Source organism: Pseudomonas sp. GW821-FHT10B02 (assembly GCF_059415665.1).
Genome location: NZ_JBWKNR010000014.1, coordinates 69,860 through 95,887, shown reverse-complemented (window position 1 = coordinate 95,887; position 26,028 = coordinate 69,860). Strand labels below are relative to the sequence as shown.

The window sequence follows — 26,028 nt, the reverse complement described above, 5'->3', positions numbered from 1 at the left end:
ATCGGGTAATCTCGATGCCAGTCAATGGCGCACGGATTCACCCCAGCATGGAACTTCACATCAGCCTGCAAGGCAGCAAAGGTCTGGCCGAACAGCTCTACCAGCAACTGCGCGAGGGTATCGACAGCGGGCGCCTGGCCGCCGGCACGCAACTGCCGCCAACCCGGCTGCTGGCCGAACAATTGGGTGTGTCACGCAAGACCGTGGCCGAAGCCTACTCGCGCCTGACCTACGACAACCTGCTCAGCGGCAAGGTCGGCAAGGGCACCTTCATTACCCCGGCCTCGACCCGTTTAGCACCCGCAGGCCCCGCCATCCCCCTGGCAAGCGCCGCGACCCTGGCCAAATGGCGTTCCCGATCCAACCTGCTGGCTGACCTGGCGCCAAGTACCTTGCGCTACGACTTCATCGGCGGTGCTTCGAGCAAGGCCCAGTTTCCTTTCGATGACTGGCGCCGCTGCAACCAGTACGCGCTGCGCCAGATCCGTCGCGGTAGCGCCCGCTACGCAGCCCATCAGGGTTTGCCGGAGCTGCGCGAAGCCATCGCCCGGCATATCGCCTTCGCCCGCGGTGTGCGGTGTCACAGTAGCGATGTACTGGTGTGCAACGGCGCCCAGCAGGCCCTCGACCTGATCGCCCGGATCCTGATCGAGCCTGGCTGCCGGGTGGCCATGGAAGACCCCGGCTACACCCCGGCACGCCAGCTGTTCCTGTCTCAGGGCGCGCTGCTGCAGTACGTGCCCGTGGATGACCAGGGCCTGTGCGTGGAGCAGATCGCCGAAGGCACCCGGCTGATCTACGTCACCCCCTCGCACCAGTTCCCGCTGGGCATGCCGATGAGCCTGGCACGTCGCCAGGCCTTGCTGGAACGCGCTGCGGCATTGGGCGCGATCATCATCGAAGACGACTACGACAGCGAATTCCGCTACGAAGGCCGGCCCACCGATTCGCTGCAGAGCATGGACCGCCATGGCCTGGTGGCCTATGTCGGGACCTTCTCGAAAACCTTGTTGCCGGAACTGCGTCTGGGCTACGCCATCGTCCCCGAGGCCCTGCGCGAAGCCATCTGTGTTGCCAAGCAACTGACCGACTGGCACACCCCGACCCTGAATCAGTGGGCCCTGGCCCGCTTTATCAGTGAAGGCGCGTTGCTCAAGCATATCCGCCGCGTGCATGAGGTCTATGCCGCGCGTCGCGAACGGATCCTGCAACGCTTGCAGGGCGACCTGGCGCCCTGGTTCGAGGTGATTCCGGCCACTGCCGGCTACCACCTGAGCGCCCTGACCAAGGGTGGTCTGGAAGTGGAGTTCCTGATCAACATGGCGCGCAAGGTCGAAGTCGGGCTCTACTCGCTGGCGCCCTTCTATGCCCAGGCACCGGTACGTTCCGGGCTGTTGTTGGGTTTTGGCGCGATCGAGTTACTGGACATCGACCCGGCCCTCGACCGGGTGCGTGACACCTTGCAGACCCTCGGTTGATTGGCCTCCTGAGATTCACCGCAATTGGCTATTCGAGCATCAGCGCAGCGGCGCTAAGGTAGTGCCATCGCCGCCTGATGCGGAACTTACCGGAGAACAGAGATGAGCAATCGTATCGAATGGGCCAAGCACTCGCCTGAGGCCTACAAGGCAATGGTCGGCCTGGAAATGGCCCTGGGCAAGTCCGGGCTGCAAACCTCGCTGCTGGAGCTGATCCGCCTGCGCGCTTCGCAGATCAACGGCTGTGCCTACTGCGTCAACATGCACGCCAATGATGCGCGCAAGGCCGGCGAAACCGAGGCCCGCCTGCAAACCCTGAGTGTCTGGGAAGATACTGCTTTCTTCACGCCCCGTGAGCGTGCGGCCCTGGCCTGGACAGAAAGCCTGACCCGCCTGCCTGACCGCCATGCACCGGAACACCAGTACCGCGCCCTGCTCGAACACTTCAGCGAAGCCGAGGTGGCCAACCTGACCCTGGCCATCGCCACCATCAACGCCTGGAACCGTTTCGGCGTCGGCTTTGCGATGATCCCCAGCTAATCAGAGTTTGCGGGCAACCTGTGGGAGCCGGCCTTGCCGGCGATGAGGCCAGTGCAGCCAGCACATCGAGCGCTGGCTGCACTGCGACCGCTTCGCGCCCGATCGCCGGCAAGGCCGGCTCCCACAGGATTTGCAGGGTGCTCGGGGTTAGTGTCGATCAGCCGGCCGGCGTCGGCATCACCGGTGGCGTGTATTGCAGTGTGGTACCGAGCAGCCACAGCAGGAACAGCACCAGCGGAACATGCACCAGCAACTGCACGAAGGAGAAGCCGATCAGGTCGCGCGCCTTCAGGCCCAGCACCCCCAGCAGCGGCAGCATGTAGAACGGGTTGATCAGGTTCGGCAGCGCCTCGGCGGCGTTGTAGATCTGCACCGCCCAGCCCAGGTGGTACTGCAGGTCATTAGCCACCAGCATCACGTACGGCGCTTCGATGATCCACTTGCCGCCACCGGAAGGAATGAAGAAGCCCAGCACCGCCGAGTACACGCCCATCAGCAGCGCGTAGGTGTCGTGGGTAGCGATCTGCACAAAGAAAGTCGAGATGTGATGCGCCAACGTTTGCGCATCGACCCCTTGAACCTGGGTCAGGATTGCCGCGATCGAGCCGTACAACGGGAACTGGATCAGCACCCCGGTGGTGGTCGGCACCGCGCGGGCGACTGCGTCGAGAAAATTGCGCGGACGCCACTGCAGCAAGGCACCGAGCATGATGAACAACAGGTTGTAGGTGTTCAGCCCGGAAATCGCGGTGATCGCAGGTTTGGTCGTGAACTCGTTGTACAACCAGCCCGCCGCCAGCGCTACCAGCAGCAGGATCAGGATCGGGCTGTATTCCAGCCACTCGCCCGGCCGGGTGCGTTGCGGCGGCGGTGGTAGCGAAAAACTGGGGTCGATGCCGCAATCCTGAGCGCTACGGGCACTGCCCGGCCCCGGTGCGGTGGCGTAAGCCACGACCAGGGAAACCAGTACCAACGCCAGGAGCATTACGCCCGACTGCCAGAGGAAAATGGTTTCGGTGAACGGGATCACGCCAGTGATGGCCAGAATCGACGGTGGCAGGCTGGCCGGGTTGGCCTGCAACTGCGCCGCCGACGACGACAGGCCCAGGGCCCAGACGGCACCCAGGCCCAGGTAAACGGCAGCGCCAGCGGCGCGGTAGTCCATGCGCAGGTCGGTGCGGCGCGCCAGGGCGCGTACCAGCAAGCCGCCGAACACCAGCGACAGGCCCCAGTTGAGCAACGACGCCAGCATCGAGATCAGCGCCACCCAGCACACCGCCGAGCGACCGTTTTTCGGGAGCCGCGCCAGGCGGTCGATCAATTTGACTGCGGGGGGAGAACTGGCCACCACATAACCGCCGATAACCACGAAGGCCATCTGCATGGTGAAGGGAATCAGGCTCCAGAAACCGTCGCCAAAGGCCTTGGCGGTATCGGTAGGCTTGCCGCCCATGGCCAGGGCCGCAACGGAGACCAGTATGACTGCCAGGGCGGCAAACACCCAGGAGTCGGGGAACCAGCGTTCGGCCCAGCTTGAGCAACGCAGGGCAAAGCGAGCGGAGCGGCTGTCTTGGATTTCAGCGGCCACGGGGTTTTCCTTTTTTTGATTTTATCGGAACGACACAAGGCCCCATCGCTGGCAAGCCAGCTCCCACAAGGTCCTGGGTACACCGAACCTGTGGGAGCTGGCTTGCCAGCGATGAGGCCAGAAAAATCTACAAAAAACTCAAATCAGAAGGTCATCTCTTTGACATCATCCGGCACGATCAGCTTGCCGGCGGTCTTCTCGATGATTTCCTCCACCGTCACCCCCGGCGCGGTCTCGCGCAGGATGAAGGCGCCGTTTTCGATCTCCAGGTAAGCCAGGTCGGTCAGCACCTTGCGGATGCAACCGGCACCGGTCAGCGGCAGGCTGCAACGCGGCAGCAGTTTCGACTCGCCGTCCTTGGAGGCGTGGGTCATGGTGACGATGATGTTGTCGGCACCGGCCACCAGGTCCATGGCGCCGCCCATGCCCTTGACCAGCTTGCCGGGGATCATCCAGGAGGCGATGTTGCCTTCCACGTCCACTTCGAAAGCGCCCAGCACCGTGAGGTCAACGTGACCGCCACGGATCATTGCGAAGGATTCGGCGGAGCTGAAAATCGACGCGCCACGGCGGGCGGTCACGGTTTGTTTGCCGGCGTTGATCATGTCGGCATCGAGCTGCGCTTCGGTCGGGAATTCGCCCATGCCCAGCAGGCCGTTTTCCGACTGCAGCATCACGTCCATATCGGCCGGGACGTAGTTGGCCACCAGGGTCGGGATGCCGATGCCGAGGTTGACGTAGTAGCCGTCCTGGAGTTCGCGGGCGACGCGCTGGGCCATTTGTTCGCGGGTAAGTGCCATGGTCAGGATCTCTTTGTTGTTCTGTTCGGGGACGGTTCAGGCTTTGAGGGTGCGCTTTTCGATACGCTTCTCGAAGGTGCCGACAATCACCCGGTCGACGTAGATACCCGGGGTATGGATCTCGGTAGGCAGCAGGACACCCGGCTCGACGATCTCTTCGACCTCGACCACGGTGATCTTGCCGGCGGTCGCGGCCAGCGGATTGAAGTTCTGCGCGGTGTTGCGGTACACCACGTTGCCGTAGTGGTCAGCCTTCCAGCCTTTGACAATGGCGAAGTCGCCGGTGATGGCTTCTTCCATAATGTACTTGCGGCCATTGAACTCGCGTACTTCCTTGCCTTCGGCAACCGGCGTGCCGTAGCCGGTGGCGGTGAAGAACGCCGGGATGCCGGCGCCGCCAGCGCGCATTTTCTCGGCCAGGGTGCCTTGTGGGGTCAGTTCGACTTCCAGCTCGCCGCTGAGCAGCTGGCGTTCGAATTCGGCGTTCTCGCCGACATAGGAGGCGACCATCTTGCGAATCTGGTGGTCCTCAAGCAGCACGCCCAGGCCAAAGCCGTCGACGCCGCAGTTGTTCGAGACCACGGTCAGGCCCTTGACGCCACGGCGCTTGATTTCGTTGATGAGGTTTTCCGGGATGCCGCACAGGCCGAATCCACCGGCCAGTACCGTCATGTTGTCGGTCAGGCCTTCAAGAGCCTGTTCATAGGTTGCTACGCGCTTGTCCAGTCCGGCCATGCTGATCCGCCTTTTGTAGTTGTTGAACCGACAGGGGTGTCGGTAAGCGTTTGACGCATCTTCACCCCAACCGACTTATTTGTTAATTTTGTTTTTATGATTGTTTGATTAATTTTTCAAAAGAATAGATCACACCGATGAACGTCAAGCAGTTGCGCGCCTTTGTCACCGTTGCCAAATACCAGAGCTTTGCCCAGGCCGGCGAGCACCTGCATCTGTCGCAACCGGCCCTGAGCCTGACCATTAAAGCCCTGGAAGACAACCTCGGCGGCGCCCTGCTCAGCCGCACCACCCGCAGTGTCAGCCTGACCCCGGAGGGCGAAGTGCTGCTGCCCCTGGCCCGGCAGTTGCTGGCCGACTGGGACAACACCGAAGAACTGCTGCGCCAGCGCTTCACCCTGCAGCTGGGGCGGGTGTCGATTGCCGCCATGCCGGCCTTTGCCGGCAACCTGCTGCCGGCGGTGTTGAAGGTGTTTCGCCAGCGCTACCCGCGGGTCAATGTCACGGTGCATGACGTGATCAACGAGCAGGTGCTGGAACTGGTGCGCCATCGCCGCGTCGAGCTGGGCATCGGTATCGAACCCGAGGCCAGCGCGCCGATGCTGTTCAAGCCGCTGTACCTGGACCGTTTCGTCGCGGTGGTGCCCACCGATTCACCTTTGGCACAGCAAGCCCAGGTCAGCTGGCGCGAGTTGCTGGCGCAAGACTTCATCGCCCTGCAGCGGCCTTCGGCGGTGCGCTTGCTGCTGGAGCAGGCCCTGGCGGCCGAGCATGGCAAGCTGGCGGTGGCCTTCGAGAGCCATCAGCTGTCGACCATCGGCCGCATGGTTGCCAACGGCCTGGGCGTCAGCGCCGTTCCGGCCTTGTGCATCGGCCAGATGCAGGAACTTGGCGCCCGCTGCGTGCCACTGGTCGAGCCGATCATCGAACGGCGCATTGGCGTCTCCCTGCTGGCAGACCATAAACTCTCGGCAGCAGCCCAGGCGCTGCTCGATGTACTACAAGAACAAGCCCGCCCTCAGGAGATGACATGCGTACAGTGAAGTTTGCCGGCCAAAACGTTCCAGCCATCGGCCAGGGTACCTGGTACATGGGCGAAGACCCGAGCCAGCGCAGCCGCGAAGTGGCGGCGCTGCAGCAAGGTATCGAGCTGGGCCTGACACTGATCGATACAGCCGAGATGTATGCCGAAGGCGGTGCTGAGCAGGTGGTCGGCCAGGCCATCGCCGGGCGTCGTGATCAGGTCTTCGTGGTCAGCAAGGTGTACCCGCACAACGCCAGCCGCAACGGCATCCCGGCAGCCTGCGAGCGCAGCCTCAAGCGTCTGGGCACTGACCATATCGACCTGTACCTGTTGCACTGGCGCGGCCAGTATCCGCTGGAGGAAACCGTCGAGGCCTTCGAACGCTTGCGTGAAGCGGGCAAGATCGGCCGCTGGGGCGTGTCGAACTTTGACACCGACGACTTGCGCGAGCTGCAAAACCCCGACTGCGCCACCAACCAGGTCCTGTACAACCCCGCCCAGCGCGGCATTGAGTTCGACCTGCTGCCCTGGAGCCACAAACGCCAGTTGCCGACCATGGCCTATTGTCCGCTGGCCCAGGCCGGGCGTTTGCTCAAACACCCGACCCTGAGCGAAATCGCCGAGCGCCATGGTGCCACCCCGGCCCAAGTCAGCCTCGCCTGGGTGACGCGTCAAGACGGTGTGATCGCCATCCCCAAGGCCGTGGACCCGGAACATGTGCGGCTGAATGCGGCGGCGGCCAGCCTGACCCTTAATAGCGAAGACTTGCGCGCTATTGACCGGGCCTTTCCGGTGCCGACGCGCAAACAGCCGCTGGCGATGCTCTAACGAAAATCCCGACTGCGCACATCCAGCCCCTGCAACAGCGGGCTGAGGTCTTCCAGGCGCTGAGCAATCAGGTGGCGTACCCCGCTTTCACACTCAAGCCGTCCGCTCACCCGTAACAACTGTGAGCCGACCAGGGCCCGGCGCTGACGCTCGGCCAGGTCGCGCCAGACCACCACGTTGACATTGCCGAACTCATCCTCAAGGGTGACGAAGGTGACGCCGCTGGCGGTCTGCGGGCGCTGGCGGCCAGTCACCAGCCCCGCCACGCTGACCTTGTCGCCATGTTCGGCGCTCTCCAGTGCCTGTGAACTGCGACAGCCCAGCACGTCGAGACGGCGGCGCAACAAGGTCAGCGGATGCGGGCCCAGGGTGGTGCCGACGCTGGCATAGTCGGCGAACATATCCTCGCCGATCGATGGCTGCGGCAAGCTCACAGGCGCCTCCTCAGGAGCATCGACCCCGGCGAACAACGGCAGCTGCGCCTGCACCGCTGCCACGCTCCAGCGCGCCCGGTAACGGTCGCTGGCCAGCCCGCGCAAGGCACCGGCATCGGCCAGCAGTTCGCGCGCCCGGGCATCGAGTTGCGCACGCAGGCAGAGATCGCTGACATCACGCCAGGCAGCCGCGCTCCGGGCCTGTTCGATACGCCGGGCATCGTCCTGGCGAAAGCCGCGAACCTGCCGCAACCCCAGGCGAATGGCCAGCGCCTGCCCTGCCCCCGGTTCCAGGCTGCAGTCCCAATCGCTGTGGCAGACATCCACCGGACGGATCTCGATGCGGTGACGACGGGCATCCTGAAGAATCTGGTCGGGACTGTAGAAGCCCATCGGCCAGCTGTTGATCAACGCACAGGCGTAGATCGCCGGTTCATGGCACTTGAGCCAGCAACTGGCGTAGGTCAGCAAGGCAAAACTGGCGGCGTGGGATTCGGGAAAGCCATAACTGCCAAAGCCCTTGATCTGCTCGAAGATCCGCTCGGCGAATTCGCGGCTGTAGCCATTGCCGAGCATGCCGCTGATCAGTCGTTCGCGGTGTGGTTCCAGGCCGCCATGACGTTTCCAGGCAGCCATGGCCCGACGCAACTGATCGGCCTCGCCCGCCGAATAGCCGCCCGCGACCATGGCCAGCTCCATCACCTGCTCCTGGAACAGCGGCACGCCGAGGGTGCGCTTGAAGACTTTTTCCAGCGCCGGTGATGGATAAGTCACCTCTTCCAGTTTCTGGCGCCTGCGCAAGTAAGGATGGACCATGTCACCCTGGATCGGCCCGGGGCGAACGATCGCCACTTCGATCACCAGATCGTAGAAGTTCTCTGGCTTGAGCCGCGGCAGCATGGCCATCTGCGCCCGCGACTCGATCTGGAACACGCCGATGGTGTCGGCGCGGCCGATCATTTCATAGGTGGCCGCGCAATCGGCGGGGATCTGCGCCAGGCTCAGTTCACGGCCGCGATGGCGGTACAACAGGTCAAAACAACGGCGCAAGGCACTGAGCATGCCCAAGGCAAGGATATCGACCTTGAGCAGGCCGACCAGGTCGAGGTCGTCCTTGTCCCACTGGATGACCGTACGCCCCTCCATCGCGGCGTTCTCCACCGGCACCAGGGTGTCCAGCGGCTGCTCGGAAATCACGAAACCGCCCGGATGCTGGGACAGGTGGCGGGGAAAGCCGATCAATTCGCCGGTCAACGCCAGCACCCGGCGCAGCAACGGGCTGTCGGGGTCAAAGCCGGCTTCACGCAGTTGCTCGGGCGGCGGCAAGCGATCGCTCCAGCGTCCGCAACAGTCGGCCAGCGCGTTGATCTGCGCCACCGGCAAGCCCAGCACCCGGGCGATATCGCGCACCGCGCCGGCAGCATGGTAGGTACTGGCCACGGCGGTCAATGCCGCGCGGTGACGGCCGTAACGGTTGAACACGTACTGCAGGACTTCTTCACGGCGCTCGTGTTCGAAATCGACATCGATATCCGGGGGCTCATCGCGCTCGCGCGACAGAAAACGCTCGAACAACAGGTGGCTGCGCATCGGGTCCAGCTCGGTGATGCCCAGCACGAAACACACCACCGAATTGGCCGCCGAGCCACGGCCCTGACAGAGAATGCCCTGGCTGCGGGCAAACTTGACGATGTCGTGAACGGTAAGGAAATAGCTCTCGTAGTTCAGCTCGGCAATCAGCTCAAGTTCGTGCTCCAGCGCCTGACGGGCTTTCTCTTCGAGACCGTTGGGCCAGCGCCAGCGCTGGCCCTGTTCGCACAAGTGGCGCAACCAGGCGCTGGCCGTCTGCCCGGCGGGCACCAGCTCGCGGGGGTACTGGTAGCGCAGCTGGCTCAGGTCGAAACGGCAGCGGGCGGCAATGCGCAGGGTTTCATCGAGCAACGCCTGCGGATACAGCTCGGCCAGTTGCGGCAGTGGACGCAAATGACGCTCGCCGTTGGCGAACAGGCGTTGCCCGGCCTCGGCCACGCTGCAGTGATGACGGATCGCCGTCATGCTGTCCTGCAAGGCACGCCGCCCTCGGGCATGCATGTGCACGTCGCCCGTCGCTACAGCGGGAAGTTCCAGGGACGCGGCCAGGGCCAGCAACTGTTGCAGACGCAGCCCATCGTCGGCGCCACGGTGCAGCTCGACCGCCAGCCACAGGCGCTCGGCGAAGCGCTCACGCAACCAGTGGCCGACAGCCAGGTCCTGCTCGCCTTCATCCGGCAGCCACAGGGCCAACAGTCCCTCCAGCGGGGTATCGAAGTCTTCACGCAGCAGCTGGTAGGCGCCCTTCTGCGCCCGTCGCCGGCCCAGGGTGATAAGCCGGCACAGGTGCTGGTAACCGAGCAGATTTTCCGCCAGTAACACCAGCTTGGGCCCATCATCCAGGCGTACTTCACTGCCGACGATCAATGGCAGCTCCACCGCCCTCGCCGCCTGCCAGGCCCGGACGATTCCGGCCAGGGTGCACTCGTCGGTGATGGCCAGGGCCTGGTAGCCCTGCTGACGGGCGCGGCGGAACAACTCCTGGGCGCTGGAGGCACCGCGCTGGAAACTGAAGTTCGACAGGCAGTGCAGTTCGGCGTAAGCCACTGGCGTGTTCATGCAAACCAGCCCTGCAGCCACAACGGCCCGTCTTCACCGAGGTTGCGGTAGGCCCAGGCATACAGCCCGGTGGGGGTCTGCACCCGGTAGTAGTCGCGGCGCACATCGCCACCATCCCACCAACCGGACTCGATCCGCTCGGCGCCGGTCAGCAGTTGCACGCCCACGCCCGGCAAGGCCTGGGGCTCAGCCAACAGCCAGCCCGGACGCAGCGCTGCCGGAGCAGCCGCTGCCAGGGTGGCCGGATTATCCAGGCGCCAGGCGCACTCCGGACGGTGATCGGCCTGGGCCGACAGGCTATGCACCGCCGTGTCGCCCAGACGCGCGCGCAGGCGTTCGCGCAGTTGTTCCCAGGGCTGGTTCTGCTGCGGGCGTGGCTCGAACAGTTCGCGGTGCTGCGGGACAAAGGCCGGCAGGTCTTCAGCCAGCAAGCGCAGGTTGCGTACCGCGGCCCTCAGTTGCAGTTGCTCAAGGCGCCCACGGGCCAGCTCGAACAGCATCAGCGGGTCACGCTCGGCGGCCAGCAGACCAACGGCCACATCGGTATCGGCGCCCTCGGCGTGCTCCAGGTGCAGGGTAAAACGCTGCACGCCACTGTCACGGCCCGCCAGGAACGCGGCCAGATCGTTGATCAGACGGCGCAGCGGAAAGAGCAAGGCCTGGTGCGACTCGACATCGAAATTCAGCTCCAGACGGGCATCGAAGCGGTCCGGCGGCAGGTAGAAGGTCAACGCCATGGGCCGTAAGCCCAGCAGACGGTCCAGGTGCAGTTGCACCGCCGCGGCAAAACGCCGGGCCAGAGCCTCGCGGGGCAGCGCCATGACCTGGCCGAGCCGGCGCAGGCCCATACGGGTGAAGGCGCTGGCCGCCTCCGCTGGCAAACCGACCCGTTCGATAGGTAATTGCTCAAGGGCGGCGCGGGTCTGCTCGGGACAATCGAGCGCCAGGCCATCGTGGCAGTTGGCGAGCATACGCGCGGCCACCGGGTTGCTGGCCAGGACGATACGGTGGCGAAACCCCAGGGCGCTCAGCTCGGCGCGCAAACGCGCTTCGAAGGCAGGCCAGGGGCCGAACAGACCGAGGCTGGATTCGACTTCCAGCAACAGTACCCGCGGGTAATGCAGGCTGACCTGGGAGCTGAACTGGTAAGCCCAGGCGGCGAGCAGTTGCTGCAAGGCGTCGATGGCGGCCGGGTCATGGTCGACGCAAGTGAAATTGCCCGCCAGCGCCTGAGCCGTGGTCAACGGCTGCCCGGCACGCAGACCGAGAGCCGCCGCTGCCGGGTTGACCGCCTGCAGCAGACGGCGCTGGGGCGGGCCACTGAGCAGCACCAGTGGCGTGTCGGGGTCGGCGCGCCCGCGCAGCACAGCGTCGAGCGCCAGCTGCGGCAGCAGGATACAGGCCCAGAGCATGATCCATCAGCCTCGCCCGGGGCAGGCAATGGGCAGCGCCGGGGCCAGCCCGCCCCGGCATTTGAGTACCCGCCACTGGGCCGGGCGGGCATCAATGGCAATGCGCAACGCCGCCGGTGACGGGTTCAACGCCGCCTGCAGAGGACGCAAGGCAAAGGCCAGGGTCTGGCCACTTTCGGCCGCTACCTGCAAGCGGCGCAAGGCGCGGTCGTCGGCCTTGTGCGGCCAGCACAGCACAGCGCCACAACTACCTGAGCGCAGGCATTGCTCTGCGGCCCAGAGCGCATCGGCCGGTGCCGTCTCGACCAGGGTCAGCCACTGCAGGTCGACGCCCGCCGCCTGCCAGGCCGGTGCATAGGGAATAAACGGCGGAGCAATCAGCACCACCCGCTCAGCGCTGGCGGTCAGGCGGGCCAAACTGGGCCAGAGCAATTGCAGCTCGCCGCAGCCCTCAACGCTGAGCAGCACCTCGGTGAGCGCGCCGGGCGGCCAGCCACCGCCCGGCAATGCCGTATCCAGCGCCGCATGACCGGTGGGCTGCAGGCCCTGGGGCTGGGCCTGGGGGCGGCCCTTCCAGACCCGTTGCTGGTCGAGCAGGCCCTCGAGGCTGAGCACCGCGCCCATCAGCCGCGCCTCACCAGGCCGCAGAACACGCCCTCGATGACAAAGTCCTGACCGGGACCGACCTCGATCGGCGCATAGGCCGGGTTGCGTGGCAGCAGACGGTACTGCTGGGCACTGACCCGCTCGAAACGCTTGATGGTCACCTCGCCATCGAGGCGGGCGACGATGATCTGCCCGTCACGGGCTTCTGCCTGCTGCTTGATGCCGACCAGGTCGCCGTCGAGGATGCCGTCATCGAGCATCGAGTCGCCACGTACCTTGAGCAGGTAGTCCGGCGAACGGCTGAACAGCTGGGCGTCGAGCATGAGCTGCTCGTGGATATCAACGTCCGGGCCGATGGGCCGCCCTGCGGCCACCTGTCCCAGCACCGGAATTTCCAGGACCTCGGGCCGACGCAGAGCCCCGGCCAGGCGAATGCCGCGGGCCTGGTTGCGGGTGACCTCGATGAAACCGGCCTCGGTCAGGGCCTGGATATGCTTGCGCGCCACACTGCGCGAGGCAAAGCCGAAGGCTGTGGCGATGTCGGCCAGGCTCGGCGGCTGGCCATGATCGGCAATCCGCTCACGGATGAAAGTGAGGATGGCGCTGCGTTTGGGCGATAATCTGTTCATGGAGTACATTTGTACTCTTTTCGGCGCGCACTGACCAGCCCCTGTGATCCGGTTATGATGAGCGGCCATTGCAACGGATGCCCGGAATGCTTGAAGCCTTGCTGTTCGATCTCGACGGTACCCTGACCGATACCGACAAACTCCACCTGCTGGCCATGCAACAGCTCTTGCTGGAAGAAGGCCGGGTGTTGACCGAGGCGGAGTTCGATGCTCACGTCAGCGGTCGGGCCAACGCTGATCTGTGCCGCTACCTGTTCCCCGAGCGGTCAGTGGCCGAGCACCAGGTTTTTGCTGACCGCAAGGAGGCGCGTTTTCGCGCACTGTCACCGACGCTGCAGCCCACCGCCGGGCTGATCCGCTTGCTCGAGCATGCCGAACAGACAGGCCTCGGCATGGCCGTGGTGACCAATGCGCCACGGGCCAACGCTGTGCATATGCTCAATGCCATGGGCCTGGGCGAGCGTTTCAAGCATGTGCTGGTGGCTGAAGAGCTGCCGCGGGCGAAACCGGATCCACTGCCCTACCTCACCGGCCTTCAATGCCTGCAGGCGCGGGCCAGTCATGCCCTGGCGTTCGAGGACTCGGTGCCCGGGGTGACGGCAGCCAGCCGCGCCGGGATCTTTACCGTTGGTCTGTCCACCAGTCAGGCGCCCGAGGCCCTGCTCGCGGCCGGAGCGCAGCTGGTAGTGGCGGATTTCGAGGATCCGCGGTTGTGGGCGCTGATGGGACAAATGAGTGGGGTAACTATCTGACTTAGACATCGCGGGGCAAGCCCGCTCCCACCGATCCGGTGGGAGCGGGCTTGCCCCGCGATGGCATCAACGGACTCACCCGGAAATGCAGCGCGTCGCCGCAGTCTTCACGTCACCCAGGCGCAGGGGGAAGTTGTTCAGGCGCTCGTACAGCTTGATGCTGCTGCCGCTGCCACGCTCATTGATGTCCACCAGCGCAGCAGGCCCGGCACCGACCTTTTGCGGCACGACCAGGCGCAGGCCGTCATGGTGCGGCTCAACCTCAAGAGGGCCACGGGTTTCAGCCAATTGTTCCTGTACGCAGGTGGCGTACTCCTGGGGCTTCTTGCCGGAAATCACGTTCAGGGTTTCCGGCGAGCTTTCAAGCTCCGAGACGCTGACGCAACCACCCAGCGTAACTGCCAACGCTGCTACAACCCACTTCATCAAGCTACACCTCCACCACGGAAAAAGACTCTGACCGCGCCCAGACCATTTTGCTCCCTTGATTGGCAGATTTATCGTGGGTCGGGCACGAAGGGCGACAGTGTAACCGTTGATCATGGTATCGTTTTGATTTGCCCAAAGATCCATTGCGGAGAGCAACATGAAATTCGTACACCAGCGCGAACACCTCAATGAAGACGACATCGTCGTCATCGAGTGTTCCCAGCGCTGCAACATCCGCCTGATGAACGACGCCAACTTCCGCAGCTTCAAGAATGGCGGGCGCCACACCTATCACGGCGGCGCTTTCGTCGATTTCCCGGCGAAGATCACTGTGCCCAGCACCGGTTTCTGGAACATCACCATCGATACCGTTGGTCCGCGTGCGTTGTCGGCAGTGACCAAGCCGACCTTCACCCACAAGATCAAATTCATCCGCCGTTCGTCGTCGAAGCTGAGATAAGCCATGAGCCAGACCACCAAGTACGTCATCAAGTACAAGATCGATGGTGAGCGTCGTTTCGACTTCGCCCAGATGAGCAGCGACGCCCCTGAAGAAGTACAAGCCGCCCTGGAAAAACTCCACGGCGAAGACGCGAAAAAGATCACCGACATCAAGGTCAGCAAAGCCCTGTAACGGACACAGCGCAGAAGGAACCCCAGGCATGAGCCCATGGCCGGACACCCGTCTTCTCGATCTGCTCGGCATCGAACTGCCGATCCTTCAGGCGCCCATGGCCGGTTCCACCGGCTCGGCCATGGCCATTGCCGTGAGCAATGCCGGCGGCCTGGGCTCGCTTCCTTGCGCAACCTTGAGCCTGGAGCAGATCCGCGCCGAGCTGCAGGCGTTCAAGCAAGCCAGCGACGGCCCGCTCAACGTCAACTTCTTCTGCCATCAGCCACCGCAGCCGGACCCGGCCCGCGATGCGGCCTGGAAGCTGGCGCTCAAGCCCTACTACGAAGAGCTGGGCGCCGACTTTGATGCGCCGACGCCAGTGTCCAACCGCGCACCGTTCGACGATGCCAGCTGCCAGCTGATCGAAGCCTTCAAGCCGGCAGTGGTCAGCTTTCACTTCGGCCTGCCGGAGGCAAGCTTGCTGGCACGGGTCAAGGCCACGGGCGCGAAGGTGCTGTCCAGCGCCACCACCGTCGACGAGGCGATCTGGCTGGAGCAACACGGCTGCGACGCGATCATTGCCATGGGCTATGAAGCCGGCGGGCACCGCGGGATGTTCCTCAGTAGCGACCTCAATTCCCAGGTCGGCACCCTGGCGCTGGTGCCGCAAATCGTCGATGCAGTGCAGGTTCCGGTGATTGCCGCTGGCGGCATCGGCGACCATCGCGGCATTGTGGCCGCCCTGGCGCTGGGCGCGTCGGCGGTACAGCTGGGTACCGCGTACCTGTTCTGCCCGGAAGCCAAGGTCTCGGCGGCCCACCGCCAGGCCCTGCACAGCGCCAAAGAAAGCGACACGGCCCTGACCAACCTGTTTACCGGGCGTCCGGCCCGCGGCATCAGTACGCGAATCATGCGTGAACTGGGGCCCATCACTGCGCTGGCGCCGCACTTCCCGCTGGCCGGCGGTGCACTGATGCCGTTGCGGGCGATCAGCGAACCACAGGGTAACAGCGATTTCAGCAACCTCTGGTCAGGCCAGGCGCTGCGCCTGGGGCAAGCCCTGCCGGCCGCCGAACTGACCCGCAAACTGGCTGCAAACGCCCTCGCCCAGCTCAAGCGCTGAAGCAGTGCTTTCCGTTTGTCGGGCAATCGCTATATATTCACGTATATAACGACTACCCCTCAGCCCATGGAGCTGTGTTTCATGAGTAAGTGCGCACCGCGTTTCGCCCTGGCCGCCCTGGCCACCTTCATGACCTTCAACAGTGCCTGGGCCGATGAGGTTCAGGTGGCTGTCGCCGCCAACTTCACCGCACCGATCCAGGCCATTGCCAAGGACTTCGAGAAAGATACCGGTCACAAGCTGGTCGCCGCCTACGGCGCTACCGGCCAGTTTTACGCGCAGATCAAGAACGGCGCGCCGTTCGAGGTGTTCCTCGCCGCCGATGACAGCACCCCGGCCAAACTGGAAAGCGAAGGCGACAGCGTCAAAGGTTCGCGCTTCACTTATGCCATCGGCACCCTGGCTTTGTGGTCGGCCAAACCTGGTTATGTCGACGCCAAGGGTGAAGTGCTGAAAAAAAATGAGTTCAAGCACCTGTCCATCGCCAACCCGAAAGCTGCGCCTTACGGCCTGGCTGCCACCCAGGTGCTGGACAAGCTCAAGCTGACCGAGGCCACCAAGGCCAAGATCGTCGAAGGCCAGAACATCACCCAGGCCTTCCAGTTCGTGTCCACTGGCAATGCCGAGCTGGGCTTTGTCGCCCTCTCGCAAATCTACAAGGACGGCAAAGTCACCGAAGGTTCGGCCTGGATTGTCCCGGCCAGCCTGCATGAGCCGATCAAGCAAGATGCGCTGATCCTCAACAAGGGCAAAGACAACCCGGCAGCCAAGGCCCTGGTGGACTACCTCAAAGGTCCGAAAGCCGCTGCATTGATCAAGTCCTACGGTTACGAAATCTGATGCCACTGGATGCCAGCGACCTGGGTGCCATCTGGCTGACCTTCAAACTGGCCAGCCTGACCACGTTGATCCTGTTGCTGGTCGGCACGCCCATCGCCTGGTGGCTGGCGCGCACGCGCTCGTGGCTGCGCGGGCCGGTGGGCGCGGTGGTGGCCTTGCCGCTGGTGTTGCCCCCTACGGTCATCGGCTTCTACCTGTTGCTGGCCCTGGGGCCCAACGGCTGGATCGGCCAGACCACCGAGGCGATGGGGCTGGGCACCGTGGTGTTCAGCTTCAGCGGCCTGGTGATCGGCTCGGTGATCTACTCCATGCCCTTTGTCGTGCAACCGCTGCAGAACGCCTTCAGCGCTATCGGCGAGCGCCCGCTGGAAGTAGCCGCCACTTTGCGCGCCAGCCCCTGGGACACGTTTGTCCATGTGGTGCTGCCGCTGGCCCGGCCCGGCTTCATCACCGCCAGCATCCTCGGCTTTGCCCATACGGTGGGTGAATTCGGCGTGGTACTGATGATCGGTGGCAACATTCCCGACAAGACCCGCGTGGTCTCGGTACAGATCTTCGACCATGTCGAAGCCATGGAATACCTGCAAGCGCACTGGCTGGCCGGCGCCATGCTGGTGTTCTCGTTCCTCGTGCTGCTGGCGCTGTACTCCAGCCGCCAGGGCAAATCGGCCTGGAGCTGAAGCATGCACAAGATGATTCATGCCCGGCTCAAGGTCGCCCGTGACGATTTCGACCTGGACGTCGACCTGCAATTGCCCGGTCGCGGCATCAGCGCCCTGTTCGGCCACTCAGGCTCAGGCAAGACCACCTGTCTGCGCTGCCTTGCCGGCCTGGAACGGGCATCCGAGGCCTATATCGAAGTCAACGGGCAGATCTGGCAAGACTCGCGCCGCGACCACTTCATCGCCCCGCACCTGCGCCCGGTCGGCTACGTATTCCAGGAGCCCAGCCTGTTCCCGCACCTGACTGTCCACGGCAACCTGACCTTCGGCTGGCGCCGTATTCCGGCCCAGGCGCGCAAGGTCAGCCTTGAACAGGCCTGTGCGTTGCTGGGCATCGAGCACTTGCTCGAGCGCAAGCCCGCCACCCTGTCCGGCGGTGAGGCGCAACGCGTGGGCATCGCCCGGGCCTTGCTCAGCAGCCCGCAACTGCTGCTGATGGACGAACCCCTGGCAGCCCTCGACGGCCCGCGCAAGCGCGAGATCCTGCCATACCTGGAGCGCCTGCACACCGAGCTGGAGATCCCGCTGATCTATGTCAGCCATGCCCAGGATGAAGTAGCCCGGCTGGCTGACCACCTGGTACTGCTGGAGCAGGGCAAGGTCCAGGCCAGCGGCCCGATTGCTGCCACCCTCGCCCGCCTCGACCTGCCGCTGGCCCAGGGTGACGAAGCCGGGGTGATCATCGAAGGCCAGGTCAGCAGTTACGACACCCGCTATCAGTTACTCGGCCTGCAACTGCCGGGCAGCAGCCTGGCGCTGCGCCTGGCCCACGAACCACTGGCTCTGGGCACCTCATTGCGGCTCAAGGTGCAGGCCCGGGATGTCAGCCTGAGCCTGGTCGAAGATACCCACTCAAGCATCCTCAACCGCTTGCCGGTACGGGTCAGTGGTCATCAGCCGGCGGATAACAGTGCCCATGTCCTGGTCAGCCTCGATGCTGCCGGCAGCGTACTGCTGGCCCGGATCACCCGCTACTCGGCCGACCAGTTGGGCCTGCACAGCGGCCAGCAACTGATCGCGCAGATCAAGTCGGTGGCACTGCTGGGCTGAGCGCGCAGGAACGCAAAGGGCTGGACGCCGGAAAAAGGTGCCTGGTGTTGATCCTGTAACGTCGTTAGCCCCTTGAAAGTCGATACAAAAGACCTCAGTTCTCATATCATGCAGAGAAATTTCCCATATTCGCTCAAGCCCCCTATGCTTGCCGGTGTGAGCAGCGTTCGCTGCTGTGGAACGCTCAATCGCCCCTACCGGCACCTGCGACTAAAGACTCACAACAGAATCTGTGTTCGGCGGAATTAATATTTCCCGAAAGCGTCTTTAATGAAGGAAAAGAGGAACGCGTTCCGCGTGTTCCCGGCTTGCGCGGGCGCGGCCTGCAAAGCAACTTACGTTACCAAGGAGATATACATGCTGATACTCACCCGCAAGGTTGGCGAAAGCATCGTCATCAACGATGACATCAAAGTCACCATTCTGGGCGTCAAAGGTATGCAAGTGAGGATCGGCATCGATGCACCGAAAGATGTTCAGGTGCACCGCGAAGAGATTTTCAAGCGCATTCAGGCCGGCAGCCCGGCACCGGAAAAAGGAGACCCTCATCACGAGTAACGCTCCCTGATTCAAGCCGCACGGATGCGCTTGACCCCGATCGCGTCAGCCCTGGTGGCGGGCCGCAATGGCCTCATGACGACGTGGGTGGGCGGAGCAATTGGTTAACCTTGGCAATCAACTTGGGTATATCGAAGGGTTTGTCGAACACCGCTGCGAACAACTCCGGACAGTCCCACCCCTCGTGCGCCTGGGCGCCGCTGATTAAAATTATCGGCAGCGGCTGCAACTGCGGATTTTCGCGGATTTTAATCGCCAGGTCCTTGCCATTGAGCTTGGGCATCATGTAGTCGGTGATCACCAGCTCCACCCGCGTACGCGCCAATGCCTCCAGCGCCATTTCGCCGTTGCCGACCTTCAAGACCTCAAAACCCTCATCTTCCAGAAGAAAGCCGAGAATATCGGCAATCAGGTACTCGTCGTCGACGACCAGAATCGTGCTCATGACTGTCCAGCCTGCAGGCTCACGTGCCCGCCACTGGCGCCGGCGTGCCGGAAAGCACTGCGGTGGCCTGAGTGAACGCTTTTTTCAGATCGATGCCGTGCTCGCTGATGATCACCTCCAGTAATGCAGGGTCGTAATCACTGTCGCGCACCTTGAGAATCGACAGCAAGCGCCTGAGCTGCGCGTCCAGTTCGACAAAGCGCATTAGCAGCAGGTTATCGACAATGCTCGACAGGTCCGGCGCCGGCGCATTGATTTCCGAGCCAAAGATATCGCGCATCTCCCAGGTCGCCATGACACTGACATCGCGAGCGCGCAGCTCTCCGGTCAGGGCCCTGAAAAATTCGTTGAGCCGCGCCGGATGGTTAGCCAGGCGGGTGAAAGCGCCCAGGCTATCGATCAGCACACGTCGAATACCATGCGCCTGAACCTGACGCAGCAGCCGCGCGCCCACCTCATCGAGTGCGCCCTCGGTGGTCGGCTGCCAAGCCAAATGCAGTGCGCCACTGCGCTCCATGGCCGTGAAATCATGCCCCAGGGCGCTGGCTTTCACGCGCAAGCGCTGGGGCGTTTCATAAAAGCCGAAGTGCAGCCCCGGCTCCTTGACCGACGAGGCGGCGAGAAAGCTCACCCCTAACGACGTTTTGCCGATCCCTGAAGGCCCCATCACCAAGGTCACCGAGCCGCCGGGCAAACCGCCGCCAAGCAACTCATCAAGGGCCTTGATCCCGCTGCCGATCCGGCTCAATTCGCCACTGCCCAAACCGCTGGGATGGCTGTACAGCGACTCCAGCCGCGGGAAGACCTGCAAGCCGTCGTTGTTGATTTCGCATTCATGCAGCCCCGACAAGGCACCACTGCCACGGGTTTTGCGCAGTTGGACAGTGCGTACCGAACGACTGCCCATCAGTGCTTCACCCAGCTCGATCACACCATCGACCATCGTGTGTTCAGGACTGCCTTCCTCCAGTCGCGAGCTGGTCAGAAACAACACCGTGCAGCCGGCAAATCCCGCATGACTTTGCAGCGCGGCGATGAATTTCTTGGTGTCCAACGGCGTTTCAGCACGCGACTTGGCTGTCAGCAAGCCATCGACGATCAACAGCGACGCCTGGTGATGACTGATTTCGCCGCGCAACAGCTTGACCACCTGATCCAGCCCCTCGCTCTCCAGGGTATCGAAAGCGCTGACGAACTGGATCTGTGCACCGACCACGCCGGGATCGAAGAAACTCAAGGTTGCCAGGTACTGGAACAAACGCTCATGAGACTCGCTCAACAGGGTGGCGACCAGTACCCGTCCGCCCTGAGCGACATGATTGAACGCCAATTGATTGGCCAGAATGGTTTTTCCCGACCCCGGCCGCCCTTGAACGATATAGGAAGCGCCGACAATCAGACCGCCCTTGAGCAGTGCGTCAAGCCCTTCGATGCCGCTGGCAAGGCGTTTAAGTGATTCCACGATACACGCACCTGTTCAGTTCGATGTAGTGGTGACCGGCGCAAACACCGGCAGGTACAAGGTCATGCACGTCCCCTCGCCAGGCACACTGGCAACGCTGACCGCACCATTGCTCTGCCTGATAAAGCCATAGACCTGACTCAACCCCAGTCCAGTTCCCTTGCCAAACGCCTTGGTGGTGAAAAAAGGCTCGAAGATCCGCGGCAACACACTGGGGTCAATGCCCCGGCCATTGTCACTGATATCCAGCCGCACGAAGACGCCGTGCAGATCTTCGACTCCGCCATCCAGCTGACAGTTACAGCCCATCAGTCGAATCACCCCTTCATTACCCACGGCATCGCGGGCATTGAGAATCAAGTTGAGTAAAACCATCTGCAATTGCCCGCCATCAACTGCGATGTCCTGCAATCCCTCCTGCAGCTGTACTTGCAGCTCGACGCCCTTTGGCAAGGCATGCGCCACCAGCAAGCGAATCGACTCGATCAATGTCACCACCTGTACTCGCCCCTGCTTCAACGCCTTGTGCCGAGCAAAGCTGAGCAACTGCTGGGTCATTTGCGTGCCGCGCTCACCGGCATCGAGAATGTGCTCAAGCAAGCGCTGGCTGCGCTGCGGATCTTTACTGTTAAGGGCCAGCCTCGCCGAGCCGATGATGATGGTCAGCAAGTTATTGAAGTCATGGGCCATGCCACCGGTCAACTGGCCGAGGGCTTCGAGCTTCTGTGCCTGAAACAGCTGCGCGCGCATCGCATCAAGCTGCAGGGCGGCCTCGCGACGGTCGGTGATGTCACGGGTGATCTTCGCCAAACCGATAATTTCGCCATCCGCTGAGCGGATCACATCCAGCGCTGCCAGCGCCCAGAAGCGCGTGCCGTCCTTGCGCACACGCCAGCCTTCGTCTTGTGCAACTCCGGTGCGCAAAGCGCGTTCGAGCAGCAACGCCGGCTTGCCTTCGGCGCGATCCTGTTCGGTGAAAAACTGCGAGAAATGCTTGCCGATGACTTCGTCGGCAGTCCAGCCTTTGATTCGCTGCGCACCGGCGTTCCAGGAAACCACATGACCACCCGGATCGAGCATGTAGATGGCGTAGTCCACCACCGCCTGCACCAGTTGCTCGTAACGATAGGCGTGCATGGCGTGCAAATCCGAGCGATCAGAAGAACTCATAACAGCTCCACGCAAACAGCAGTCGTAATCAAGCATAGACAGCCAGCGCTACGCACAATTCCAAGTGTTTGGCATTGCTGTTGAAAGGGCTCGCTGCGTGCGTCGAAGAAGGCCGGTCCAGACCCTTCCTCGGCGGTTGACTCAAATATAACGATGAGTTATAAAGCTCGCTTGATTGCGGAGGCAACGCGTTTTCTCCAGGGCTTCGATCCAATAGCGCGCCCGGTCGCCAGACCCTTTCAAACCTGTGCGAGTGTGGTGGAATTGGTATACACAGCAGACTTAAAATCTGCCGGCGTGAGCCTTGCGGGTTCGAGTCCCGCCACTCGCACCATCTTCTGAAAAGGCGCCTTACAGGCGCCTTTTTGCTGTCCGCGATTCACCCCGCCCAACGCAAAGGCGGCAAGCAACTGCTAAGGTGAAATTGCCCGATAACAAAGGAAGGTGGCCATGCGTTATACCTTGTTCGACAACCAGCGTGATGTAATCATTTTGCTCGCCCGTATCCTGCTGATGATCCTGTTCATCATGTCTGGCTGGAGCAAACTGACCGGCTTCGACGGTACCGTCAGTTACCTGACCTCACTCGGCGCACCCATGCCCACCGTCGCGGCCGCCGTTGCGGTGATCATGGAGTTTTTTGTCGCCATCTTGCTGATCGTGGGGTTCTACACCCGTCCGTTGGCGTTTCTGTTCGCCTTGTTCGTGATCGGCACGGCAGTGATCGGCCATCCGTTCTGGACCATGGTCGACCCGGAACGCGCGGCCAACAGCACCCAGTACTTCAAGAACCTGAGCATTTGTGGCGGCTTGCTGCTGCTGTCGGTGACAGGTGCCGGCAGATTCTCGGTGGATGGGCGATAACGCGGCGACCTGCAGCTACAGGTCATCAAGCGGATCGACACCCTCGTCCCAGTCGATTTCATCCAGGGCGTCGGCTTGTTCGTCGTCGTCCTGCGGATCGAACAACGGGTCGACTTCATCCTGCTGAACAGGCTCGCCGTCATAGAACTCATGATCGAGCAAGTGATCGTGTTCAGGTTCGTGAATATCCGGCTCGTCGTGCATCATCAGTTCCTGCAGCAGCGCTTTTGGCAATAAGGGACGCCTGTATAAGCCAGGGGCTGCAAATCGTCAACGCCAGGGAGCGCCAATGAAATACCTGCTGATTTTCATCCTCAGCCACCTCGCGACCTACTGTGCCATTGGCGCGGTTGTTGACGCTCGCCTTCAAGGCCTGGCCGAAGACCTGCGCCATTACCCCCATGCACCCATTCAGGCCCAGTACTTTGAAGATGTGCGCCTGCATGCGCAGCATTCGAAGATCGAATACTGCGCGGTGCTCGGCACGCTACTGGCCGCGCTTCTATCCCTGCTGGCATGGGGACTGAGCTGATCGGCAGGGACACCAGAAAAGCTAACCTGACTGGCGAAGCAAGGCAGCGTTGGCCTGACGCACCATATCCAGCCATTCACTGGCACTGACCGAACCCGCCCGCTCCAGTTGCTCAGCAGCCATCAATGCCTGGTCATAGGTTGCTTCCTGCAGCACACCCTCGCCAAGGAAACGGGTACGCCATTGCACAATGGCTACGGCCCCTTTCTTGTCTTCCATCCCCATCCCCACCTAGCACCGGTTACGGGCAGCAAATCGGCTTGCCGCCCAAGCGGCGGCGAGATTACACGACAGCTACAAGCTTGAGAATAGTTTGCATTATCACCGTTACAACTGAATAGACAGACGGTCAGTAGCCCCACAGTCAATCGAAACAAACCACCTCAATGATTTCCGTACAATCGCCACTGAACCAAGCATGGAGGCGCAAATATGAAAGCAATCGGTACATTATTGTTAGCGATATCACTAACAGGCTGCGGGACGATAAACACCGTATTCAGGGACGACAGTGTGGCGAGCAGCAAGCTTGCCCAATGGCAGTCGCATTGCGACACCATCCCACGGGTCTACAGCGGCGTCGCCCTGGATTTCTGCGCATTGCATGCCGAACCCCCGCAAACCACCGACACCACCGGCCAACCTTCAGCAGTGTCGATGCTGGTGGACCTGGCATTGTCGGGCGTGGCCGACACCATTGCGTTGCCCTACACAATCTACGTGCAACACAGAGACGGCAATATTCCGAAGACCCGACTGCAGTAGTGGCGAGGAATCTACATACCTCTGGTCGCCTGCCTTACAGCTTTGTTGCAGCTACCCAAATGGATGACTAATAGTTAGTTGTCTGCCTGGGGAGGCACAAAAAATGCAACCAAGATTCGTTATCGTTCCGGCGGTGCCAATAGAGCAGGAATCCTTCCGCGCTGGCACCCGCTTCTACGCTACAACCGTGTCGGGCGGCTTCGACATCTACGACAACCAGGAAAAAATGCGGCTCAAGCCAAGCTACCAGGGCAAGGAAGAAGCAATGGCGCATTGCGCCCGAATGAACGCCGAAGACAGTTCAAGCCCAGTGAACTGTCCCGCTTACCTGATGCAGACCTAGCCAAGCAGTGCCCAGCGTCACGTAGCCATGAGTGCGGGCATCGTGACGTTGGGTTGTTTGCGCCACCGACCCTGACGCTTCGGGATGCTCAAGCCGAACCCATCCAGTCGCTCAGGCCTTTTGTGTTGAATCTGCGATTGCCTGCAAAATCCTGGGCAAATTTCCAAAAGCTGACTGTCGGGCTTGAGCAAATCGATTCAACACTGCCAGCTTTTCAGGATCGCCCTCCTGCAGGCTTCTCAGCACTGACGGCAAAAGGTGCAAACGGCACTGCGCAAGCCAGTTGGACAATCCCGCGTGGTGCTTCCATTGCCGTTGATTGTCGAGATAAGCGACCCACATTTTGATCCAGTCCACCGGTGAGTGTGGCACCGGGACAACTCCACAGAGTGCATTCATCTGCACCTGATCGTTGAGGTGGCTTTCCACGTAGGCGATCACTGCGGCACTGAACAGGATCTGATAACTGCTCACGGTCACCAGGTTGATGCGATCGCCATCGAACGCCTTCACGCTTCCTTCCGGAATGGAGGGGATAGCACTCGCGCTGCAGTCGATGTAAAGGGCGTCAGAATTGCCTGCGATGCTGCCCTTTTCGAGCGATATGCCGTTGGTTTCAATCGCGCGAACCCGCCCCAAGTGCACGACATCGCTTATGCCTCGTAGCGCATGCAACTCCCCCTGCGACACCGTCGCAGCGCGGAATGCGGTGGGTTCGATGGTTTTGTCGATGCGCAGTAGTTCGCCAGCATTCTCGAGCCTGAGGAACAGATCGGGGATCGAATCGGCAGCGCCTATGGCTTCGAACTGGTTCGCAAGGCTGCCGATCGTTCGGACAAAATTCTCCGGGCCCGGCTGAATGTTGGCGCGATCCAACAGCCAGGAAGTGTTTGGAACGATCCACTGAATCCTGTTTGCCGCCACCCCGTTCTGCAGTAGCCACAGACAGGCATCGATGCCGGTCTTGCCTCCCCCCACCACCACGTACCGCAAGTAAGGCTGGCTGATCTTCGGCAGGTCGTTCAGCGGTATGCAGCGTATACCCGGCGCTACCCGGTAATGCGGTGAGTGGGTCGAAGGAACGGCTGTCTGGGCAATAGTCGCATCCACCAGCTTCCTGCGCACCTGGACAGGTTTGCTGTCGCCGGTGAGCAAGGATGTGATGCAATGGCTATCGCTGCGATTACCTTCGTAGTTGTGCATCGGAAAGTAATGCACCCGACCTGACGGCAAGAATCGCTGGTGCATCAGCTGATCGAAGTAACTGACAATCTCGGCGCCTGAGGCCAGCTCATACAAGCCCCCGCCCCATTCGGATTCGTCCATGCGACCGGAGCCAAGCACGCGGGAGTTAACGCCATAGAAGGCAGACGGCTGGTGCAGACGGACAAACGGGTAGGCATCGTTCCAATGTCCACCCGGTTGAGCATGTCGATCCACCATCAGCACATTCGCATCCGACTCATCGAGTAGCGTATCGACGAAGGCCATAGCTGTTGCCCCCGCGCCGATTACCAGATAATCCGTCGCTATACTGCTGGTGTTCATAGGCACACCCTTACTACGCTTGAGTATTCTCCTACTTCATCTCAGGCTAGTTCTTTTCTGCATGCCGCAAGAGAACAGTTGTTGCTAAC

Annotated in this window: 30 protein-coding genes and 1 tRNA gene; 17 read left to right on the top strand and 14 right to left on the bottom strand. The window is 62.2% G+C overall.

Annotated features, from left to right (window positions below):
* Positions 1-47: 47 nt before the first annotated feature.
* Complete coding sequence (pdxR, locus tag AC07OF_RS20735; RefSeq protein ID WP_157193097.1) at positions 48-1,478, top strand: MocR-like pyridoxine biosynthesis transcription factor PdxR; 1,431 nt, start codon at positions 48-50, stop codon at positions 1,476-1,478.
* Positions 1,479-1,580: 102 nt separating this feature from the next.
* Positions 1,581-2,018 (top strand): carboxymuconolactone decarboxylase family protein, encoded by a 438-nt coding sequence (locus tag AC07OF_RS20730; RefSeq protein WP_495073387.1) that lies wholly within the window; start codon positions 1,581-1,583, stop codon positions 2,016-2,018.
* A 157-nt stretch (positions 2,019-2,175) separates the two neighbouring features.
* On the opposite strand, the gene AC07OF_RS20725 is transcribed toward AC07OF_RS20730, so the two are convergent.
* From AC07OF_RS20725 to AC07OF_RS20715, 3 genes are all read right to left on the bottom strand, one after another.
* Positions 2,176-3,606: a short-chain fatty acid transporter gene (locus AC07OF_RS20725; RefSeq protein ID WP_495073386.1), complete on the bottom strand. Its 1,431-nt coding sequence runs from the start codon at positions 3,604-3,606 to the stop codon at positions 2,176-2,178.
* A 143-nt stretch (positions 3,607-3,749) separates the two neighbouring features.
* Positions 3,750-4,406, bottom strand: coding sequence for a CoA transferase subunit B (locus tag AC07OF_RS20720; protein ID WP_038612478.1), 657 nt, complete (start codon positions 4,404-4,406; stop codon positions 3,750-3,752).
* A 36-nt stretch (positions 4,407-4,442) separates the two neighbouring features.
* Positions 4,443-5,141 (bottom strand): CoA transferase subunit A, encoded by a 699-nt coding sequence (locus tag AC07OF_RS20715; protein ID WP_038612479.1) that lies wholly within the window; start codon positions 5,139-5,141, stop codon positions 4,443-4,445.
* A 137-nt stretch (positions 5,142-5,278) separates the two neighbouring features.
* On the opposite strand from AC07OF_RS20715, the gene AC07OF_RS20710 reads away from it, so the two are divergent.
* Together AC07OF_RS20710 and AC07OF_RS20705 are read left to right on the top strand one after the other, a co-directional pair.
* On the top strand, positions 5,279-6,184 hold the full coding sequence (locus tag AC07OF_RS20710; RefSeq protein WP_157193099.1) for a LysR substrate-binding domain-containing protein: 906 nt from the start codon (positions 5,279-5,281) through the stop codon (positions 6,182-6,184).
* Entirely contained in the window at positions 6,172-6,993 is an 822-nt protein-coding gene (locus AC07OF_RS20705; RefSeq protein WP_495073385.1) for an aldo/keto reductase, read from the top strand. The genes AC07OF_RS20710 and AC07OF_RS20705 overlap by 13 nt, the downstream gene beginning before the upstream one ends.
* On the opposite strand, the gene AC07OF_RS20700 is transcribed toward AC07OF_RS20705, so the two are convergent.
* The 4 genes from AC07OF_RS20700 to lexA are packed head-to-tail and all read right to left on the bottom strand — an operon-like array spanning position 6,990 to position 12,732.
* Positions 6,990-10,097 (bottom strand): error-prone DNA polymerase, encoded by a 3,108-nt coding sequence (locus AC07OF_RS20700; protein ID WP_198325365.1) that lies wholly within the window; start codon positions 10,095-10,097, stop codon positions 6,990-6,992. The genes AC07OF_RS20705 and AC07OF_RS20700 overlap by 4 nt on opposite strands.
* Positions 10,073-11,488, bottom strand: a complete 1,416-nt coding sequence (locus AC07OF_RS20695; protein WP_157193102.1) for a Y-family DNA polymerase — start codon at positions 11,486-11,488, stop codon at positions 10,073-10,075. Before AC07OF_RS20695 ends, AC07OF_RS20700 begins: the two co-directional genes overlap by 25 nt.
* 6 nt (positions 11,489-11,494) lie before the next feature.
* On the bottom strand, positions 11,495-12,112 hold the full coding sequence (gene imuA / locus AC07OF_RS20690) for a translesion DNA synthesis-associated protein ImuA (RefSeq protein WP_157193103.1): 618 nt from the start codon (positions 12,110-12,112) through the stop codon (positions 11,495-11,497).
* A complete protein-coding gene (gene lexA, locus AC07OF_RS20685; RefSeq protein WP_157193104.1) occupies positions 12,112-12,732 on the bottom strand; it encodes a transcriptional repressor LexA in 621 nt (206 codons plus the stop codon). The genes imuA and lexA overlap by 1 nt, the downstream gene beginning before the upstream one ends.
* A gap of 77 nt (positions 12,733-12,809) precedes the next feature.
* On the opposite strand from lexA, the gene AC07OF_RS20680 reads away from it, so the two are divergent.
* Entirely contained in the window at positions 12,810-13,475 is a 666-nt protein-coding gene (locus AC07OF_RS20680) for an HAD family hydrolase (RefSeq protein WP_157193105.1), read from the top strand.
* Positions 13,476-13,550: 75 nt separating this feature from the next.
* Here the strand turns inward: AC07OF_RS20680 and AC07OF_RS20675 are convergent, their stop codons facing one another.
* Complete coding sequence (locus AC07OF_RS20675) at positions 13,551-13,901, bottom strand: hypothetical protein (RefSeq protein WP_157193106.1); 351 nt, start codon at positions 13,899-13,901, stop codon at positions 13,551-13,553.
* 160 nt (positions 13,902-14,061) lie between these two features.
* Between AC07OF_RS20675 and AC07OF_RS20670 the strand changes: the two genes are divergently transcribed.
* The 7 genes from AC07OF_RS20670 to csrA all read left to right on the top strand — a co-directional run bounded on the left by AC07OF_RS20670 (position 14,062) and on the right by csrA (position 18,810).
* Positions 14,062-14,364 carry a DUF1883 domain-containing protein gene (locus tag AC07OF_RS20670; protein ID WP_038612501.1) on the top strand — a complete coding sequence of 101 codons (303 nt, stop codon included), beginning with the start codon at positions 14,062-14,064 and terminating at the stop codon, positions 14,362-14,364.
* Positions 14,365-14,367: 3 nt separating this feature from the next.
* Complete coding sequence (locus tag AC07OF_RS20665) at positions 14,368-14,538, top strand: hypothetical protein (protein ID WP_096335681.1); 171 nt, start codon at positions 14,368-14,370, stop codon at positions 14,536-14,538.
* A 28-nt stretch (positions 14,539-14,566) separates the two neighbouring features.
* Positions 14,567-15,640, top strand: a complete 1,074-nt coding sequence (locus tag AC07OF_RS20660; protein ID WP_157193107.1) for an NAD(P)H-dependent flavin oxidoreductase — start codon at positions 14,567-14,569, stop codon at positions 15,638-15,640.
* Positions 15,641-15,721: 81 nt separating this feature from the next.
* Positions 15,722-16,480, top strand: a complete 759-nt coding sequence (gene modA, locus AC07OF_RS20655) for a molybdate ABC transporter substrate-binding protein (protein WP_157193108.1) — start codon at positions 15,722-15,724, stop codon at positions 16,478-16,480.
* Entirely contained in the window at positions 16,480-17,160 is a 681-nt protein-coding gene (modB, locus tag AC07OF_RS20650) for a molybdate ABC transporter permease subunit (RefSeq protein WP_157193109.1), read from the top strand. Before modA ends, modB begins: the two co-directional genes overlap by 1 nt.
* 3 nt (positions 17,161-17,163) lie before the next feature.
* Positions 17,164-18,252, top strand: coding sequence for a molybdenum ABC transporter ATP-binding protein (gene modC / locus AC07OF_RS20645; RefSeq protein WP_157193110.1), 1,089 nt, complete (start codon positions 17,164-17,166; stop codon positions 18,250-18,252).
* Between the two features lie 357 nt (positions 18,253-18,609).
* Complete coding sequence (gene csrA, locus AC07OF_RS20640; protein WP_157193111.1) at positions 18,610-18,810, top strand: carbon storage regulator CsrA; 201 nt, start codon at positions 18,610-18,612, stop codon at positions 18,808-18,810.
* Positions 18,811-18,883: 73 nt separating this feature from the next.
* Here the strand turns inward: csrA and AC07OF_RS20635 are convergent, their stop codons facing one another.
* From AC07OF_RS20635 to AC07OF_RS20625, 3 genes are read right to left on the bottom strand one after another with little or no spacing between them, the layout of a single operon-like run.
* On the bottom strand, positions 18,884-19,255 hold the full coding sequence (locus AC07OF_RS20635) for a response regulator (protein ID WP_157193112.1): 372 nt from the start codon (positions 19,253-19,255) through the stop codon (positions 18,884-18,886).
* Between the two features lie 19 nt (positions 19,256-19,274).
* Positions 19,275-20,720 carry an ATPase domain-containing protein gene (locus AC07OF_RS20630; RefSeq protein ID WP_157194764.1) on the bottom strand — a complete coding sequence of 482 codons (1,446 nt, stop codon included), beginning with the start codon at positions 20,718-20,720 and terminating at the stop codon, positions 19,275-19,277.
* A 12-nt stretch (positions 20,721-20,732) separates the two neighbouring features.
* Complete coding sequence (locus AC07OF_RS20625; protein ID WP_232478190.1) at positions 20,733-21,887, bottom strand: two-component system sensor histidine kinase NtrB; 1,155 nt, start codon at positions 21,885-21,887, stop codon at positions 20,733-20,735.
* A 249-nt stretch (positions 21,888-22,136) separates the two neighbouring features.
* Between AC07OF_RS20625 and AC07OF_RS20620 the strand changes: the two genes are divergently transcribed.
* A tRNA-Leu gene (locus AC07OF_RS20620) sits at positions 22,137-22,221 on the top strand.
* Positions 22,222-22,337: 116 nt separating this feature from the next.
* Entirely contained in the window at positions 22,338-22,751 is a 414-nt protein-coding gene (locus AC07OF_RS20615) for a DoxX family protein (protein ID WP_157193113.1), read from the top strand.
* A gap of 15 nt (positions 22,752-22,766) precedes the next feature.
* Here AC07OF_RS20615 and AC07OF_RS20610 read toward each other — a convergent pair whose 3' ends face one another.
* Positions 22,767-22,985, bottom strand: a complete 219-nt coding sequence (locus tag AC07OF_RS20610; RefSeq protein WP_306452872.1) for a hypothetical protein — start codon at positions 22,983-22,985, stop codon at positions 22,767-22,769.
* Positions 22,986-23,040: 55 nt separating this feature from the next.
* Between AC07OF_RS20610 and AC07OF_RS20605 the strand changes: the two genes are divergently transcribed.
* Positions 23,041-23,283, top strand: a complete 243-nt coding sequence (locus AC07OF_RS20605; protein WP_157193114.1) for a hypothetical protein — start codon at positions 23,041-23,043, stop codon at positions 23,281-23,283.
* Positions 23,284-23,304: 21 nt separating this feature from the next.
* On the opposite strand, the gene AC07OF_RS20600 is transcribed toward AC07OF_RS20605, so the two are convergent.
* A complete protein-coding gene (locus AC07OF_RS20600) occupies positions 23,305-23,502 on the bottom strand; it encodes a hypothetical protein (protein WP_157193115.1) in 198 nt (65 codons plus the stop codon).
* Positions 23,503-23,715: 213 nt separating this feature from the next.
* On the opposite strand from AC07OF_RS20600, the gene AC07OF_RS20595 reads away from it, so the two are divergent.
* Both AC07OF_RS20595 and AC07OF_RS20590 read left to right on the top strand, forming a co-directional pair.
* Entirely contained in the window at positions 23,716-24,048 is a 333-nt protein-coding gene (locus AC07OF_RS20595) for a YceK/YidQ family lipoprotein (protein WP_157193116.1), read from the top strand.
* A gap of 103 nt (positions 24,049-24,151) precedes the next feature.
* Positions 24,152-24,391 (top strand): hypothetical protein, encoded by a 240-nt coding sequence (locus AC07OF_RS20590; protein WP_157193117.1) that lies wholly within the window; start codon positions 24,152-24,154, stop codon positions 24,389-24,391.
* Positions 24,392-24,502: 111 nt separating this feature from the next.
* On the opposite strand, the gene AC07OF_RS20585 is transcribed toward AC07OF_RS20590, so the two are convergent.
* The gene (locus tag AC07OF_RS20585) at positions 24,503-25,939 is read right to left on the bottom strand and encodes an NAD(P)/FAD-dependent oxidoreductase (RefSeq protein WP_495073384.1); all 1,437 of its coding nucleotides are present in this window, start codon (positions 25,937-25,939) and stop codon (positions 24,503-24,505) included.
* Positions 25,940-26,028 lie beyond the last annotated feature (89 nt).